Below are 13850 nucleotides of genomic sequence, written 5' to 3'. Positions count from 1 at the left end.
GGCCTAGCCCTCGCGCGCGATGCGGTCCTCAAGCACCTCGAAGGGCACGCCGGGCTCGTCCTTGGCGCCGCGAATGACCAGCGAGGTACGCACATGGGCGACATTGTCGGCGGCAGTCAGCTGTTCGGTCAGGAAGCTTTGGAAGGTGGACAGGTCGGGCGCCACGCATTTCAGGATGAAGTCGATCTCGCCATTCAGCATGTGGCATTCGCGGACCAGCGGCCAGTTGCGGCAGCGGTCTTCGAAGGCGACCAGATCGGCCTCGGCCTGACTGTGCAGCCCGACCATGGCGAAGACCTGCACCTCGAAGCCCAGTTGTCGTGCATCCACATCGGCGTGATAGCCCTTGATGAAGCCCTGCTCCTCCAGCGTGCGGACACGGCGCAGGCAGGGGGGCGCGGAAATGCCGACGCGGCTGGCCAGTTCCACATTGGTCATGCGGCCATTGCCCTGAAGCTCTGCCAGGATCATACGGTCGGTTTGGTCCAGTTTTGCCCCTGGCATGTTTCTGCTCGCCTCCCCAGACGTTTAATATTCCTGTTATTGGACATGCCCTTCGCGCAAGAATATTTCAAGGGCGCGCAACATATGGAACAGCATTGCGATCAATGCAAGCGCCTCCGCACCGTTGCAGCATTGCCGCGCGGAATATGCTAGGCTGCGACCGTTGATGATCGGATTCACCAGAAGGAGGATTTTCATGAAGCTGCAAAGTCTGATCTTGATCTCGGTGGTGGCATTGGCCGGCTGCGCAGGCGATTCGGATTCCATGCCGCGCCTGCCGGAGTCGACGTTCTACGAGCGGACCGTCATAGCCATCGACGGGCAGACCTACACGGTGTCAACGCGACCGGCAGAATTCGGTGACAGAGAGCAATATTTCGTCTCCGTCAACGGGCGCTATTATGAATGCGAAGCACCCACGGCGGAAGGCTGCATCGAGGCCGTGCGCGGGGCCATGACCCGGGGCGGCGGGGATTCGGACTACTAGGCACGGTTCTGTCTAGGGCAGGATCCGATCCGGCCTTGCCCCCCTTTTGCCTCCCGCGCGGGGTGGCTACATTGGCGGCGACTCATGACACACCCAAGGAAGCCCCCATGTCCGACACCCGCCACACCCGCGTTCTGATCATCGGCTCCGGCCCTGCCGGCTATACCGCCGGCGTCTATGCCAGCCGCGCGATGCTGGAACCCATTCTGGTGCAGGGGATCGAACCGGGCGGGCAGCTGACCACCACGACCGAGGTGGAAAACTGGCCCGGCGATACCGAGGTGCAGGGGCCGGACCTGATGATACGGATGGAGGCCCACGCCAAGGCCATGGGCTGCGAGATCATCGGCGACATCATCACCTCGCTTGATACGACGCAGCGCCCCTTCGTGGCGCAGGGTGACAGCGGCACCACCTACACAGCCGACGCGGTGATCCTGTGCACCGGCGCGCGCGCCAAGTGGCTCGGCCTGCCCTCGGAAGAGGCGTTCAAGGGCTTCGGCGTCTCGGCCTGCGCCACCTGCGACGGGTTCTTCTATCGCGGGCAGGAAATCGTGGTGATCGGCGGTGGCAATACGGCAGTGGAAGAGGCGCTGTTCCTGACCAATTTCGCCAGCAAGGTCACGCTGATTCACCGCCGGGACGAGCTGCGCGCCGAAAAGATCCTGATCGACCGTCTGATGAAGAACCCCAAGATCGCCCCCCTGTGGCACCACGTGCTGGAGGAGGTCGTCGGCACCGACAACCCCAAGGGGGTCGAGGCCGTCCGCGTCAAGCATGTGGAAACCGGCGAGATCACGGAAATCCCCTGCAAGGGTGTCTTCGTCGCCATCGGTCACGCGCCCGCGAATGAACTGGTGAAGGACGTGCTGGAACTGCACAACGGCGGCTACGTGAAGGTCGAGGCGGGCAGCACCCGCACCTCGATCCCCGGCATTTTCGCGGCGGGCGACCTGACCGACCACAAATACCGCCAGGCGGTGACCAGCGCCGGCATGGGCTGCATGGCAGCACTCGACGCCGAACACTGGCTGGCCGAGCAGGAGTGAAGCATCAGTCCGGGTGGATGTCGCGCGGCGTGCACCCGGCCTCGATCACCACGGCGATCCAGTTCACATCGGGCTCCAGCCCGAGATCGTTCAGCCACGCCTGCTGGATGCGGTAGGCGGGCAATTCCTGCGCGCCGGGGCAATACCAATGGCCCGCTGCCGCCTGCCGGTGATGCACCAGCTCGTGCAGAAGCACGCTGACGTCATAGGGGTTGCGGGCATCCCAGGGCTGCACCAGCCAGACCGTTTCGGCCTCGGGGTCGTAAAGCCCCCGCAAGGTCGGGCTGGCCGCGCTCTGATGAGCGTGGGCGATGCCAGTGGCGTGGGCATGGCTGGTCAGCTGGATGAGAGGCGGGGCCTCCCGCCTTGGCAGATCGGTGTGGATGTCCAACCAGTCCTCCATATGGGTGACAAGCGCCTGCATCGTGGGGGCCTCACGCCATGCCAGCAGATCCTGTGCCGCTGCGGTGACCGGCGCCAACGCCAATGCCGCGCACAGGGAGAGAGAGCGCACCAGCCGGCGGCTGGCCCGGAAAGGGATGGTCATGGTGACCTCCGTGGGTTTGGTTCAGGAATGAATTCATGGTAAGGTCCGACCCGCGCCCGACGCAAAAGACCTTTTTTCATTGGCACATGAAGGGAATTCACCTGCCATGGGACGACAGCTGCCACCGTTCGCCGCCGTCCGCGCCTTCGAGGCCGCCGCACGGCACAGAAGCTTCAAGAAAGCCGCCGAGGAGTTGTGCCTGTCGCCGTCGGCCATCAGCCACCAGATCCGCGCGCTGGAGGAGTATCTGGACACCGCGCTGTTTGAACGGGTCGGCAACCGGCTGGAATTAACGCTGACCGGGCGCGGTTATGCCGGCAGGCTGACCGGGCTTCTGAACGGTCTGGAGGACAGCACCCGCGCCATCCGGCAGGCCGGAGAGCGCCCGCTGAGGGTGCTGTGCACGCCCGGTCTGGCTGCGCGCTGGCTGGTCCCGCGGCTCGACCGGCTGGAGTTCGGAGACCGGGTGAGGCTGCGGGTCTCGACTGGCGCGCCCTCGACCGATTTCGCCAGCAATGACAGCGACGTGGTGATCCAGTGGTCGACCGATCCCACCCAAGGTGTGGTGACGGAGCCGCTGATGCAGTCCAACCGCTACCCGGTGATCAGCCCGCATCTGCGCGATGCGGAGGGCGTGGACCGGCCCGAGGACCTGCTGCGCCTGCGGCTGATGTATGATGAAACCGACGACGCCTGGGGCGACTGGTTCTCCGCCGCCGGTCTGCCCGATCCCGTCCTGCCCAACGGCCCTGTCTTCCCCAATTGCGAACTGGCCACCACCGCCGCCGAACGCGGACAGGGCGTATCGCTGGCCTATGACTCGGTCGTGCGGGGCACGCTGGCCTCCGGCAGGCTGGTGCGGCTGTTCGAGACCGTGACAATGCCGATGGTCATCTATTCGGTCGCCTACCCCGAGGACCGGGCCAGCGATCCGATCATCCGTGCCTTCCGCGACTGGCTGTTCACCGAGGTGGCGCGAGATGGCACCGGCGTGCAGGAATTGTCGGCGGCCGAGTAGACCCGGGCAGATCCGCCCGGAGCGGGTAGTGCTGTTGCCGGGCATCGCCGCGCAGGGTAGGCTCTGTGCTGACGCGCTCTTGTTTCCCCGATCCATTTCCGACCCGAGGACATCGAATGCCATTTCCCAGATTGCTTTTTTCTATCGCCGTTTCCCTGCTCCTGTCCGCCACCACCGCTGCCGCACAACCGGTGGTGATCGGCGTGTCCGAGGATTACCCGCCTTATGCCTACCGCGACAGCCTTGGACAGGTCAGCGGTTTCGACGTGGATGTGGCCTCCGAGATCTGCGCGCGGCTTGGGCAGGACTGCCGGTTGGAGATGCGCCCGCTTGCGGGGCTTCTGCGCGGGATATCCGAGGGCGCGCTCGACATCGCCATTGGCGGTCTGGCGGCCACGCCCGCGCGGGCGGAAATGGGCAACCTGACCTGTCCGCTGATGTATTTCCTGAGCCGGGATGAGATGTTCTATGCCCGCTCCGGCGCAGTCAACGTAAGTTCCGGCACAATCGCCACGGTGCGCGGGTCGCTTCAGGAATGGACATTGGTGCAACGCGGGCTGCGGCTGGCGGTGTTCGAGACGACCGAAGAAGCGGTACGGGCGGCCCTGACCGGGCAGGCTGACGCCTTCTTCGGGTCGGAACGCGCACTCGATACGGTGGCCGGGGCGGCGCAGGCACTGGTCGAGGTGGACCGGCTGGAAATGCCGCCCGTGGGCGCGGCCTTTATGGTGTCACGGCAGCGGCCCGATCTGCTGGATAGCTGGAACGGGCAGATTCTCCAGCTGTTCGACGCCGGGACGATTGACCGGCTGCATACGCAGCATGGCGATTTCAACGGTGACTTCGATCAGACGCGGCAGCTGTCCATCGACTGCCTGCGCGGCAACCGTCTGCTTTTCTGACCCTTTCAACCTTTGACAGGTGGGACCGCTGCGCCATTCGGCTCGGTTTCTGACGCTTGACCATTTTTCTCTTTGCTGCGCGTGCACAATATGACATATGTTCATCCGTGAACAAACTTTGAGTCGCCTGCGATGCCTGCACCAACGCCCACCCTGCCGGAAGATGACCTGCTCTTCCGCCTTCTGCGCCAGCTGGATCTGGCGCCGGATGCGTCTCAGCGGGCGACGGCGGCGGCGCTTGGCATCTCGCTCGGGCGGCTCAATGCGGTGTTGCGCGCGGTGACCGACGCCGGGCTGATCAAGGTCACCGACCGCGACAGCACCGACAAGCGCCAGCGCTTCGCCTATGCGCTCACCTCTCGCGGGGCGGCCGAAAAGGCCCGTCTCACCGATCGTTTTCTTTCCCGCAAACTGGCCGAATATGACGCGCTTCATGCCGAATTGACCGGTGCGGCCAGCGGGCTTCTTTCTCCCAAGTACAGGACCCAAGTGATGCAGAACCACCTTGCCCCCGTTCAGGAACTTTTCGTTTCCGCCGATAGCGCCCAGAAACTCAAGCGCGAGGCGTCCGAACTGGTCAGCTGGGATCTGACCCCGCGCCAGATCTGCGATCTGGAACTCTTGATGAATGGCGGGTTCAACCCGCTGAAGGGCTTTCTGGGTCAGGAAGACTACGAGAGCGTCGTCGAAACCATGCGTCTGGCCGATGGCACGCTCTGGCCGATGCCGATCACGCTGGACGTGAGCCAGACCTTCGCCGACGGGATCGAGCCCGGTCAGGACATTGCGCTGCGCGATCAGGAGGGCGTGATCCTCGCGATCCTGTCGATCAGGGACAAATACCTGCCCAACAAGGCGCGCGAGGCCGAGATGGTGTTTGGCGCCGATGACGTCGCCCACCCGGCGGTGAATTACCTGCATCACGTGGCAGGCCCCGTCTATCTGGGCGGTGCCGTGACCGGCATCCAGCAGCCCGTGCATTACGATTTCCGCGCCCGCCGCGACACGCCGAACGAGTTGCGCGCCTATTTCCGCAAACTGGGCTGGCGCAAGATCGTCGCCTTCCAGACCCGCAACCCGCTGCACCGCGCGCATCAGGAACTGACCTTCCGCGCTGCGAAAGAGGCACAGGCCAACCTGCTGATCCACCCGGTCGTGGGCATGACCAAGCCGGGCGATGTGGACCATTTCACCCGCGTGCGCTGCTACGAGGCGGTTCTGGACCAGTATCCCGGCGCCACCACCACCATGAGCCTGCTGCCGCTGGCCATGCGCATGGCCGGCCCGCGTGAGGCCGTCTGGCACGGGCTGATCCGCAAGAACTACGGCTGCACCCATTTCATCGTCGGCCGCGACCATGCGGGCCCCGGCAAGAATTCTGCCGGTGACGATTTCTACGGCCCTTACGACGCGCAGGACCTGTTCCGCGAACATCAGGCCGAGATGGGCATCGAAATGGTCGATTTCAAACACATGGTCTATGTGCAGGAACGCGCCCAGTACGAACCCGCCGACGAGATTGCCGACAAGGACAACGTGACGATCCTGAACATCTCGGGCACCGAGCTGCGCCGCCGTCTGCGCGAAGGGCTGGAAATCCCGGAATGGTTCTCTTTCCCCGAGGTTGTGCAGGAACTGCGCCGCACCTCGCCGCCGCGCTCCAAGCAGGGCTTTACCGTGTTCTTCACCGGCCTGTCCGGCTCGGGCAAGTCGACCATCGCCAACGCCATCATGGTCAAGCTGATGGAACAGGGCGGCCGCCCGGTGACGCTGCTCGATGGCGACGTGGTGCGCAAGCATCTGTCCTCGGAACTGGGTTTCTCGAAGGAACACCGCGACATCAACATCCGCCGCATCGGCTATGTCGCGTCCGAGATCACCAAGAACGGCGGCATCGCCATCTGTGCGCCGATCGCGCCCTATATCGCGACCCGCCGCGCCGTGCGGGAGATGATCGAAGCTTTCGGGGCCTTCGTCGAGGTGCATGTTGCCACGTCGCTGGAAGAATGCGAACGCCGTGACCGCAAGGGGCTTTATGCCCTGGCGCGCGAAGGCAAGATCAAGGAATTCACCGGCATTTCCGACCCCTATGAGGCACCGACCGCCGCGGAACTGGTGGTCGATACCGAGGGCATGGACGTGGATTACTGCGCGCAGCAGGTGCTCTTGAAGCTGGAATCCATGGGGCTGATCTCCGCCTGATCCCACGCGATCCGACACATCCTGAAACGCCCCGGCCAGCCCGCCTGTCCGGGGCGTTTCTCTGTCCGCTGTTTACCGGTTGGAAAGTCCTGCGGCCGATGCTGCCCGGAATTGTCCAGATCGCGGCAGGATTGCGCCCCGGTCCGTCCATATTCGCAGGGTACAAGAAGGGCGGGGGCATCCGGCCCATGGGAAACCGTGCGGCCAGTGCGAGGATGTGTGCGCGATGCCAAGTTACGACATGCAGGCCTGGAGCCTGCAGGATATAGGCAACCCAACTTCGCTTGGGGTGGGTGACAGTTTTACAGTTTCAGCCGCTGCCACGGCAGATATCGTCACCGTCACCGATGGCGGAACCGACGACACGCCCGACGATTTCAACCCGGTCGACAGCGATCAGCTGGTCAGCGGCACCGTGGACGGCACCACATATACGAATGCGCTGCATCAATATGAAATCGCCTATCAGGTCACAGACGGCAGCAACACGTTCATCATGGTCTGGGTCAATACAGGTGCCAATCAGCAAGGCAACAATCAGGCGGTGACCAATGACGGCTATTTCGTTGTCATGGAAGATCCCGCCAATCCCGGCGGCGGCGGCATCGTTCCGGGAAGCACCTATACGATCCTTGCCGAGGACCTGTCGGTCAACTTCTCCAACGGCGGGTTCAATGCGACACCGCAGTATTCGGATTTCTTCGTCTGTTTCGCGCGTGGCACCCTGATCGGCACGGTCGAGGGCGACCGCCCGGTGGAAACCCTGCATCCCGGCGACCTGATCCGCACCCGCGATGACGGCCCGCAACCCCTGCGCTGGATCGGCGGGCGGCGGGTGCCCGGGCGGGGCGATCTGGCGCCGGTGGTGATCGGCAAGGGTGTCCTGGGCAATCGCCGCCGCCTGCTGGTTTCACCCCAGCACCGGCTGCTGATTGGCGGGCCACGGGCCGAATTGCTGTTCGGGGATGGCGAGGTACTGGTCGCCGCAAAACACCTTATTGATGATAGGCGCATCCGGTCCGAACCGTGTGACTGCGTGGAATACTGGCACCTGCTGTTTGACCGCCACCAGATCATTCTGGCCGAGGGCATCGCCGCCGAAAGCTTCCACCCGGCGGACCAGTCAATCAGTGCGCTGGACCATGCCGCGCGCGAGGAAGTGCTGCGGATCTTCCCTAAGCTGCGCAGCTCAGCCACCGCCTACGGACCGCTCGCCCGCCCCGCGATCGGCGCGACAGAGGCCAGGGCATTTTTGCCAATCCCCTGATTCCGCGCAAAAGTTTACGCTACGTCAACCTTTCTGCAACACCCGCTGTCAGAGTCCGCAGGGCGGGTTGCGGGAATCGCCCGACGGCGCAACTCTGACGGGTACATGCAATCTTTGGGGGGATTGGGACCGTGAAAAACATCGTCACCATTCTGGCAGGCCTGATCCTGTCCATCACCATCGCCGGCAGCGCCATGGCACAAAGCCTGCCATTCAGCTTCAGCGGCCCGAGCAGCTTTGCACGCGGCCCCGACCGGCTGACCTTCGGCTTCATGTCGCCGTTCTGTTCCGACTGCCGGACTGTGGCCGGATTGGGTGGACCGGAAAACATCCATGTCGGAAATGCGATTGGCCTTATGGTTGCGGCCACATGGCTCAATGCCGCCGCGCGCGGGGCCTCTGCGTCCTCATCCGCCCCGGTCCTGGCCTATACGCTCGGGCTGGAGCACATGAACTCCAACGTCAATGCCTTCGAGTCGGGCGGCTTGCTGTTTCCGACAACCGGCAGTTCCACCTTCACCGGAATTTTCGTGGGCGCCGCGTATGAAACCCCGCTTGGCGGCGGCTATTCCAGCAGTTCCATCGCGGTGCCGACCTTCGGGTTCGGTCTGAACCTTGGCTATGGCTGGGCCGCTGTTGACGGCTTCGGTGGAGCGTTCCAGATCAACGACGCCGGTCTCTATGGCCGCGCCGATGCCTATCTGGCCATTCCGCTGGCGGGCGGTGTGCTGCTGACGCCGGGCGTGTCCTACCGGCTGTTCGATTTCGGTGGCATCGAGGATCGTGGCCTGTCCGGGTTCCTGCGCCTTGTCATACCGCTGTAACCTCCCTGCGACCTGTACCTCGTAGGGAAAACGAAGATGGGCGCCCCGTTTCGGGGCGCCCATTTTACGTTCGGCAATGTCTGATCAGTGTACGCTGACCGGCATCATGTCATTCTGTCGCGCCATCACGAAGGCCAGCTTTCGGTCCTTGACCAGCGCCAGTTGCTCTCCCGCCTCATTGCCGATGGCATAGAGCTCTTTCAACCCCGCACCACTGGCCTGTGCCCGAATCTCCTCCGGCAGGTCGTCCACCCTGACCTTGCGGACATAGACGATGGGCCGTTCACCGGCATTCATCTTGTCATTTGGCTCATGCATCCTCGGCACCTCCCACCTTGATCCGGATGGTCTGGACGACATTTTCCGGGACCGACCGTTTCAGGTCCACATGCAGCAGCCCGTGTTCCATGGTCGCGCCAGTGACCTCGACCCCGTCGGCCAGCACGAAACTGCGCTGGAACTGGCGCGCGGCAATGCCCCGGTGCAGGAAGACGCGGCCTTCGCTGTCATCGCCCTGACGGCCCCGGATCACCAGCTGGCGGTCCTCCAGCGTGATCGACAGATCATCCTCGGCAAAGCCCGCAACGGCCAGCGTGATGCGAAAGGCGTTTTCGCCCTTGGCTTCGATATTATAGGGGGGATATCCGTCATTGCCGGATTTCGCGGTCCGCTCCACCAGCCGTTCAAGCTGGTCGAATCCCAGAAGGAACGGGTGCGAACCAAGGGTCAGTTTCGTCATCGGGCACATCCTTTACAAAGCGATCTGCATGTGTCGGCCCCGTTATGGCGGCCATTTGCCTCAATATGGGGGCGGTTCCCGGCCCTTGCAAGGCGCGCAACGCTTTGCCGATGGGGGATAATCCGGTATCCTCAAGCTCCCGCCGCAAGGCGACTCACCCGCAGGTCCAGTGCCCATGAACGCCCCCAATGAAATGACCCATGAAGATGTGCTGCGCGTGAAGCTGGGGGTGCTGACGCGCGAACACCGCGATCTGGACGAAGCCATCGGCGCGCTGGAGGAACGCCCCCTGCCCGATCAGCTGACGCTGCGCCGCCTGAAAAAGCGCAAGCTGGCGCTAAAGGACGCGATCGCCCGGATCGAGGATGAACTGACCCCGGATATCATTGCGTAAGTCATCGCCATGACTATAGTGCGCGCTTCCTGAGGGATAGCGAGGATGACCGCCATGGATCGGGTCGAGGTCGGGATCATCATGGGCAGCCAGTCGGACTGGCCCACCATGAAGGAAGCCGCCGATATTCTGGACGAACTGGGTGTGCCCTATGAGGCGCGCATCGTGTCCGCACACCGTACCCCGGACCGGCTGTGGTCCTATGGCAAGGACGCCGTGGGCCGGGGGCTCAAGGTCATCATCGCGGGCGCGGGCGGCGCGGCCCATCTGCCCGGCATGATGGCGTCGAAGACGCGGGTGCCGGTCATCGGCGTGCCGGTCCAGACCAAGGCCCTGTCGGGTGTCGACAGCCTCTATTCCATCCTGCAGATGCCGCGCGGCTACCCGGTGGCCACCATGGCGATTGGGGCGGCTGGCGCGAAAAACGCAGGCCTGATGGCCGCGGGCATCCTCGCCCTTGGCGACCCGGCCCTGGCCGAGCGGCTCGACGCCTGGCGCGCGGCGCTCTCGGCCTCCATCCCCGAGGTGCCGGTCGATGAGTGACATGCTGCCCACAGGCTCCACCATCGGCATCCTCGGCGGCGGCCAGCTTGGCCGCATGCTCTCGGTCGCGGCCTCGCGCCTTGGCTACAAAACCCATATCTATGAGCCCGGCGCCGCCCCTGCGGGCGATGTCGCGGCCAAGGTCACCCAGGGCGCCTATGACGACCTCGACGCACTGGCGCGCTTTGCGGCCTCGGTCGATCTCATCACCTATGAATTCGAAAACATCCCCGCCGATGCGCTGGATGTCCTCTCGGCCACCACCCCGCTTTATCCCTCGCGCCGCGCACTGGAGGTGAGCCAGGACCGCCTGACCGAAAAGAGTTTCCTGACCGAAATCGGCCTGACGACCGCCCCCTTCGCTGCGGTGGACAGTGCTGAGGGTCTGGCGAAGGCCATCGACCAGATCGGCACCCCCGCCATCCTGAAAACCCGCCGCTTCGGCTATGACGGCAAGGGACAGGCGCGGATCATGTCGCCGGATGACGCCGCGCAGGCGCTGGCGGACATGGCCGGCGCGCCCGCGATCCTCGAAGGCTTCATCGACTTCAGCCGAGAGATTTCCATCATCGCCGCACGCGGGCAGGACGGGTCGATCTCCTGCTACGACCCCGGCGAAAACGTCCATGAAAACGGCATCCTCGCCACCACCACCGTGCCCGCAGCCATCGCGCCATCCTTACGCAGCGACGCCGTCCTCCTCGCCGCCCGCATCCTCAACGCGCTCGACTATGTGGGCGTGATGGGGGTGGAGCTGTTCGTGACCCCGCAGGGCCTCGTCGTGAACGAAATCGCCCCGCGCGTGCATAATTCCGGCCACTGGACCCAGGCGGGCTGCGCCGTCGACCAGTTCGAACAGCATATCCGCGCCATCGCGGGCTGGCCCCTTGGCGACGGCAAGCGTCACGCCAATGTGGTCATGGAAAACCTGATCGGCGACGATGTGAACAAGGCGCCGCAGCTTGCCGCCCAACCCGGCACCCAGATCCATCTCTATGGCAAGGCCGACACCCGCCCGGGCCGCAAGATGGGCCATGTGAACAAAGTCACCGGCCCCGCGTAACCGCCTCTTCTTCTTGGCAAAACTACTCCCGCCGGAGGCATCCGACCCCACCACCGGCGCAACAGCCGGGACAGGTCCCCAAGCCCCACCACAACACCGTGGCAACGCGCACCGAGGAGTGCCCCCGCGTCAGCGGGGGTCGACGAGGCGCGCTCGCGGGTCCCGTCAGGGAAGCAATTGCTCCACCGCATCCAGCAGGTCGAGATCCTGTTCAAACGCACCCGTTTGCAGGAAGGTCAGCGTTTCGGCCACCACCAGCGGGTTGTTCATCATGAAGGTGTGACTGACCCGCAAGGCAATGAAATCGCGCATCCCCTCGACCATGGTCTCCTCGACCGAGACCTTTCCGTCATCCGGCCCCTCGATCAGCGCCGAGGTCACCGGGTTGATGGAGCCATATCCCGCGATCACCCCAAGCTCGAAATCCACCGGCGGCAGGGCCAGCGGCACGCTGTCCTCGCCGGTGCCCAATTGCTGCCCGGCGGGGCCATGGACCCAGTCGAACGCCGCAAGATCGTCGAACCGATCCACCAGTGCCGCCCCCTGGTTCGGCGGCGCCAGCATCACCACCCGGCCAAGCACCGGGAGGTCATGCTCCGACAGCCAGTGACGCAACAGGATGCCACCCATGGAATGGGTGACCACATGCACCGTGCCGGGGGCGCAGCTGGCCAGCGCCGGTTCGATGGCCGCCGCCGACAGCTCGCCGATCGTGCCTTCGGTCGAGGGGTAGCCAAGGTTGACCACCTGGTAGCCTTCCCCCTCCAGCACCTCCTCCATCACCCAAAGCGAGCTTGTGCTTCGCGCCAGCCCATGCAGCAGCACCACGCAGTCGGCGCTTGCCGCCACCGGGGCCAGCACCAACGCGGCCAACAGGGGGAAAATTGGTTTCATTCCTCTTATCTATGCCGTCCCGCGCAAAGCCCAACCCCCCTTGCGAAACCGTCACAAGCCGGGCAGAACCCCGCCTATGTCCACAGCTTCCCCCCGACTTGCCGTTCGCGGCCTGCTTCTGATCGACAACCGCCTGCTTCTGGTCAACGCCTGGCCCAAGCACCGGGGCAACCTGTGGTGCGCGCCCGGCGGTGGCGTCGAGCGCGGCAGTTCCCTGCCCGACAATCTGGCGCGGGAGTTCCACGAGGAAACCGGCCTCACGGTCGGCGTGGGCGACCCCTGTCTGGTCAACGAGTTCCACGACCCCGAGGGCACGTTCCATCAGGTCGATGTCTATTTCCGCTGCACGCTATTGGCAGGCCAGCTCGACAACAGCTGGAAAGACCCCGAACGGGTGGTTTGCGAACGCAGGCTGTTCAGCCGGGATGAGATCGCGCGGATCAAGGTCAAGCCCGACAGCCTGGCCGATGCGGCCTGGGGGGAGGGTCTGCTCTACGACCCGCTGGAACCGATCCTGCGCTGAGGCGCCAGCAGGCCAAAGGCTATCCCCCCCAGAACGATCGCCGCCGCCAGCACCAGCCGCAGCGACAGGCCTTCGCCAAGCAGCGCCACGCCCCCCAGAATGGCAATGACCGGGGCGGAAAGCTGCACCAACCCCGCCACTGTGGCCTTGAGCTGCGGCAGCAGGGAATACCACAGCGCATAGCCGAGGCCCGAGGTCACCGCGCCCGACAGGCAGGCCAGAAGGATGCCCCTGGTCGTGACATCGACAGGCTCCATCTGCACCGGCAGGAAGATCGGGATGATCAGGCAGACCGGCGCAGCCCAGAGGAAATTCGCCGCTGTCGCCGCCAAGGGATCGCCCGCCTTGCGCCCCGCCAGAGAATAGATGCCCCAGCCCATGCCCGCCAAAGCCATGAAGACGGTGCCCGTCAGCGGCACCGTGACCTCACCTGCCGGCCAGACCAGCCAGCCGAGCCCCGCCATGGCCAGCCCCGCCCCGATCCACCGCGCGGGCGGCACGGATTCGCCGCCAAGGATCGCGCCCGCAAACATGGTGATCTGCACACAGCCAAAGAGGATGAGCGCCCCAAGCCCGGCATCAAGCTGCACATAGGCAATGGAAAAGCCAAGCAGGTAGAGGCAGAGCGACAGGGCCCCGGCAAGGCGTCCGGGCTGGAACATCGGCAGCCCACGCCGCTGGACCAGTACCAGCGCCACCAGCATGCCCGCGCCCGACAGCACCCGGATGATGGCAAAGCCGAGCGCGTCGATATCGCCCCCGGCCAGCGCCATGCGGTTGAGGATCGAATTGGCCGCGAAGGCCAGCATGGTGAGGGCGGTGAGCAAAGCAAGGCGCATGGGAACTGTCCGATGATGCGAGGGGGTCAGAACACCTCAGCATGGCTCCGGGCGC

At 64.5% G+C, this 13850-nt stretch carries 18 protein-coding genes; 11 read left to right on the top strand and 7 right to left on the bottom strand.

Translation table 11 applies throughout. From position 1 onward, the window contains the following. Positions 1-3: 3 nt before the first annotated feature. Positions 4-504 carry an Lrp/AsnC family transcriptional regulator gene (locus tag EP237_RS02085; RefSeq protein WP_127557576.1) on the bottom strand — a complete coding sequence of 167 codons (501 nt, stop codon included), beginning with the start codon at positions 502-504 and terminating at the stop codon, positions 4-6. A 36-nt stretch (positions 505-540) separates the two neighbouring features. Then, complete coding sequence (locus EP237_RS23015; protein WP_164744593.1) at positions 541-702, bottom strand: hypothetical protein; 162 nt, start codon at positions 700-702, stop codon at positions 541-543. On the opposite strand from EP237_RS23015, the gene EP237_RS02080 reads away from it, so the two are divergent. Next, positions 701-991, top strand: a complete 291-nt coding sequence (locus EP237_RS02080) for a hypothetical protein (protein WP_127557574.1) — start codon at positions 701-703, stop codon at positions 989-991. The genes EP237_RS23015 and EP237_RS02080 overlap by 2 nt on opposite strands. Before the next feature lie 107 nt (positions 992-1098). Further along, on the top strand, positions 1099-2040 hold the full coding sequence (gene trxB, locus EP237_RS02075; protein ID WP_127557572.1) for a thioredoxin-disulfide reductase: 942 nt from the start codon (positions 1099-1101) through the stop codon (positions 2038-2040). 4 nt (positions 2041-2044) lie between these two features. On the opposite strand, the gene EP237_RS02070 is transcribed toward trxB, so the two are convergent. Next, positions 2045-2587, bottom strand: coding sequence for a DUF6647 family protein (locus EP237_RS02070; protein ID WP_127557570.1), 543 nt, complete (start codon positions 2585-2587; stop codon positions 2045-2047). A 106-nt stretch (positions 2588-2693) separates the two neighbouring features. Here EP237_RS02070 and EP237_RS02065 point away from each other — a divergent pair, with 106 nt between their 5' ends. The 5 genes from EP237_RS02065 to EP237_RS02045 all read left to right on the top strand — a co-directional run bounded on the left by EP237_RS02065 (position 2694) and on the right by EP237_RS02045 (position 8800). Next, entirely contained in the window at positions 2694-3605 is a 912-nt protein-coding gene (locus EP237_RS02065; RefSeq protein WP_127557568.1) for a LysR substrate-binding domain-containing protein, read from the top strand. A 131-nt stretch (positions 3606-3736) separates the two neighbouring features. After that, on the top strand, positions 3737-4507 hold the full coding sequence (locus tag EP237_RS02060) for a substrate-binding periplasmic protein (RefSeq protein ID WP_164744592.1): 771 nt from the start codon (positions 3737-3739) through the stop codon (positions 4505-4507). A 132-nt stretch (positions 4508-4639) separates the two neighbouring features. Then, positions 4640-6709 carry a bifunctional sulfate adenylyltransferase/adenylylsulfate kinase gene (locus tag EP237_RS02055; protein ID WP_127557564.1) on the top strand — a complete coding sequence of 690 codons (2070 nt, stop codon included), beginning with the start codon at positions 4640-4642 and terminating at the stop codon, positions 6707-6709. Between the two features lie 226 nt (positions 6710-6935). Then, positions 6936-7976 (top strand): Hint domain-containing protein, encoded by a 1041-nt coding sequence (locus EP237_RS02050; protein WP_127557562.1) that lies wholly within the window; start codon positions 6936-6938, stop codon positions 7974-7976. Between the two features lie 131 nt (positions 7977-8107). Further along, on the top strand, positions 8108-8800 hold the full coding sequence (locus EP237_RS02045) for a hypothetical protein (RefSeq protein ID WP_127557560.1): 693 nt from the start codon (positions 8108-8110) through the stop codon (positions 8798-8800). Between the two features lie 84 nt (positions 8801-8884). On the opposite strand, the gene EP237_RS02040 is transcribed toward EP237_RS02045, so the two are convergent. Beyond that, positions 8885-9118 (bottom strand): DUF1150 family protein, encoded by a 234-nt coding sequence (locus tag EP237_RS02040; protein ID WP_127557558.1) that lies wholly within the window; start codon positions 9116-9118, stop codon positions 8885-8887. Continuing rightward, positions 9111-9539, bottom strand: coding sequence for an Hsp20 family protein (locus EP237_RS02035; RefSeq protein ID WP_127557556.1), 429 nt, complete (start codon positions 9537-9539; stop codon positions 9111-9113). The genes EP237_RS02040 and EP237_RS02035 overlap by 8 nt, the downstream gene beginning before the upstream one ends. Before the next feature lie 175 nt (positions 9540-9714). On the opposite strand from EP237_RS02035, the gene EP237_RS02030 reads away from it, so the two are divergent. The 3 genes from EP237_RS02030 to EP237_RS02020 are packed head-to-tail and all read left to right on the top strand — an operon-like array spanning position 9715 to position 11539. Continuing rightward, positions 9715-9933 carry a YdcH family protein gene (locus EP237_RS02030; RefSeq protein ID WP_127557554.1) on the top strand — a complete coding sequence of 73 codons (219 nt, stop codon included), beginning with the start codon at positions 9715-9717 and terminating at the stop codon, positions 9931-9933. Between the two features lie 54 nt (positions 9934-9987). Beyond that, positions 9988-10476: a 5-(carboxyamino)imidazole ribonucleotide mutase gene (purE, locus tag EP237_RS02025; protein ID WP_127557810.1), complete on the top strand. Its 489-nt coding sequence runs from the start codon at positions 9988-9990 to the stop codon at positions 10474-10476. Beyond that, entirely contained in the window at positions 10469-11539 is a 1071-nt protein-coding gene (locus EP237_RS02020; protein WP_127557552.1) for a 5-(carboxyamino)imidazole ribonucleotide synthase, read from the top strand. The genes purE and EP237_RS02020 overlap by 8 nt, the downstream gene beginning before the upstream one ends. Before the next feature lie 165 nt (positions 11540-11704). Here the strand turns inward: EP237_RS02020 and EP237_RS02015 are convergent, their stop codons facing one another. After that, positions 11705-12433, bottom strand: a complete 729-nt coding sequence (locus tag EP237_RS02015) for an esterase/lipase family protein (RefSeq protein ID WP_127557550.1) — start codon at positions 12431-12433, stop codon at positions 11705-11707. A gap of 76 nt (positions 12434-12509) precedes the next feature. On the opposite strand from EP237_RS02015, the gene EP237_RS02010 reads away from it, so the two are divergent. Beyond that, positions 12510-12956 carry an NUDIX domain-containing protein gene (locus tag EP237_RS02010; RefSeq protein ID WP_127557548.1) on the top strand — a complete coding sequence of 149 codons (447 nt, stop codon included), beginning with the start codon at positions 12510-12512 and terminating at the stop codon, positions 12954-12956. Here the strand turns inward: EP237_RS02010 and EP237_RS02005 are convergent. Beyond that, positions 12926-13795 (bottom strand): DMT family transporter, encoded by an 870-nt coding sequence (locus EP237_RS02005; RefSeq protein ID WP_127557546.1) that lies wholly within the window; start codon positions 13793-13795, stop codon positions 12926-12928. The genes EP237_RS02010 and EP237_RS02005 overlap by 31 nt on opposite strands. Positions 13796-13850 lie beyond the last annotated feature (55 nt).

The organism is Nioella ostreopsis (assembly GCF_004000255.1).
Lineage (GTDB): Bacteria > Pseudomonadota > Alphaproteobacteria > Rhodobacterales > Rhodobacteraceae > Nioella > Nioella ostreopsis.
Note: the sequence above shows the minus strand (reverse complement) of the source record. Positions and strands in the feature narration are given on the sequence as shown.

Bases quoted from the DNA above. Each gene is read 5' to 3' on its own strand.
- EP237_RS02085 (WP_127557576.1), bottom strand. From the start codon at position 504: ATGCCAGGGGCAAAACTGGACCAAACCGACCGTATGATCCTGGCAGAG.
- EP237_RS02080 (WP_127557574.1), top strand. From the start codon at position 701: ATGAAGCTGCAAAGTCTGATCTTGATCTCGGTGGTGGCATTGGCCGGC.
- EP237_RS23015 (WP_164744593.1), bottom strand. From the start codon at position 702: ATGAAAATCCTCCTTCTGGTGAATCCGATCATCAACGGTCGCAGCCTA.
- trxB (WP_127557572.1), top strand. From the start codon at position 1,099: ATGTCCGACACCCGCCACACCCGCGTTCTGATCATCGGCTCCGGCCCT.
- EP237_RS02070 (WP_127557570.1), bottom strand. From the start codon at position 2,587: ATGACCATCCCTTTCCGGGCCAGCCGCCGGCTGGTGCGCTCTCTCTCC.
- EP237_RS02065 (WP_127557568.1), top strand. From the start codon at position 2,694: ATGGGACGACAGCTGCCACCGTTCGCCGCCGTCCGCGCCTTCGAGGCC.
- EP237_RS02055 (WP_127557564.1), top strand. From the start codon at position 4,640: ATGCCTGCACCAACGCCCACCCTGCCGGAAGATGACCTGCTCTTCCGC.
- EP237_RS02050 (WP_127557562.1), top strand. From the start codon at position 6,936: ATGCCAAGTTACGACATGCAGGCCTGGAGCCTGCAGGATATAGGCAAC.
- EP237_RS02040 (WP_127557558.1), bottom strand. From the start codon at position 9,118: ATGCATGAGCCAAATGACAAGATGAATGCCGGTGAACGGCCCATCGTC.
- EP237_RS02035 (WP_127557556.1), bottom strand. From the start codon at position 9,539: ATGACGAAACTGACCCTTGGTTCGCACCCGTTCCTTCTGGGATTCGAC.
- EP237_RS02030 (WP_127557554.1), top strand. From the start codon at position 9,715: ATGAACGCCCCCAATGAAATGACCCATGAAGATGTGCTGCGCGTGAAG.
- purE (WP_127557810.1), top strand. From the start codon at position 9,988: ATGGATCGGGTCGAGGTCGGGATCATCATGGGCAGCCAGTCGGACTGG.
- EP237_RS02020 (WP_127557552.1), top strand. From the start codon at position 10,469: ATGAGTGACATGCTGCCCACAGGCTCCACCATCGGCATCCTCGGCGGC.
- EP237_RS02015 (WP_127557550.1), bottom strand. From the start codon at position 12,433: ATGAAACCAATTTTCCCCCTGTTGGCCGCGTTGGTGCTGGCCCCGGTG.
- EP237_RS02010 (WP_127557548.1), top strand. From the start codon at position 12,510: ATGTCCACAGCTTCCCCCCGACTTGCCGTTCGCGGCCTGCTTCTGATC.
- EP237_RS02005 (WP_127557546.1), bottom strand. From the start codon at position 13,795: ATGCGCCTTGCTTTGCTCACCGCCCTCACCATGCTGGCCTTCGCGGCC.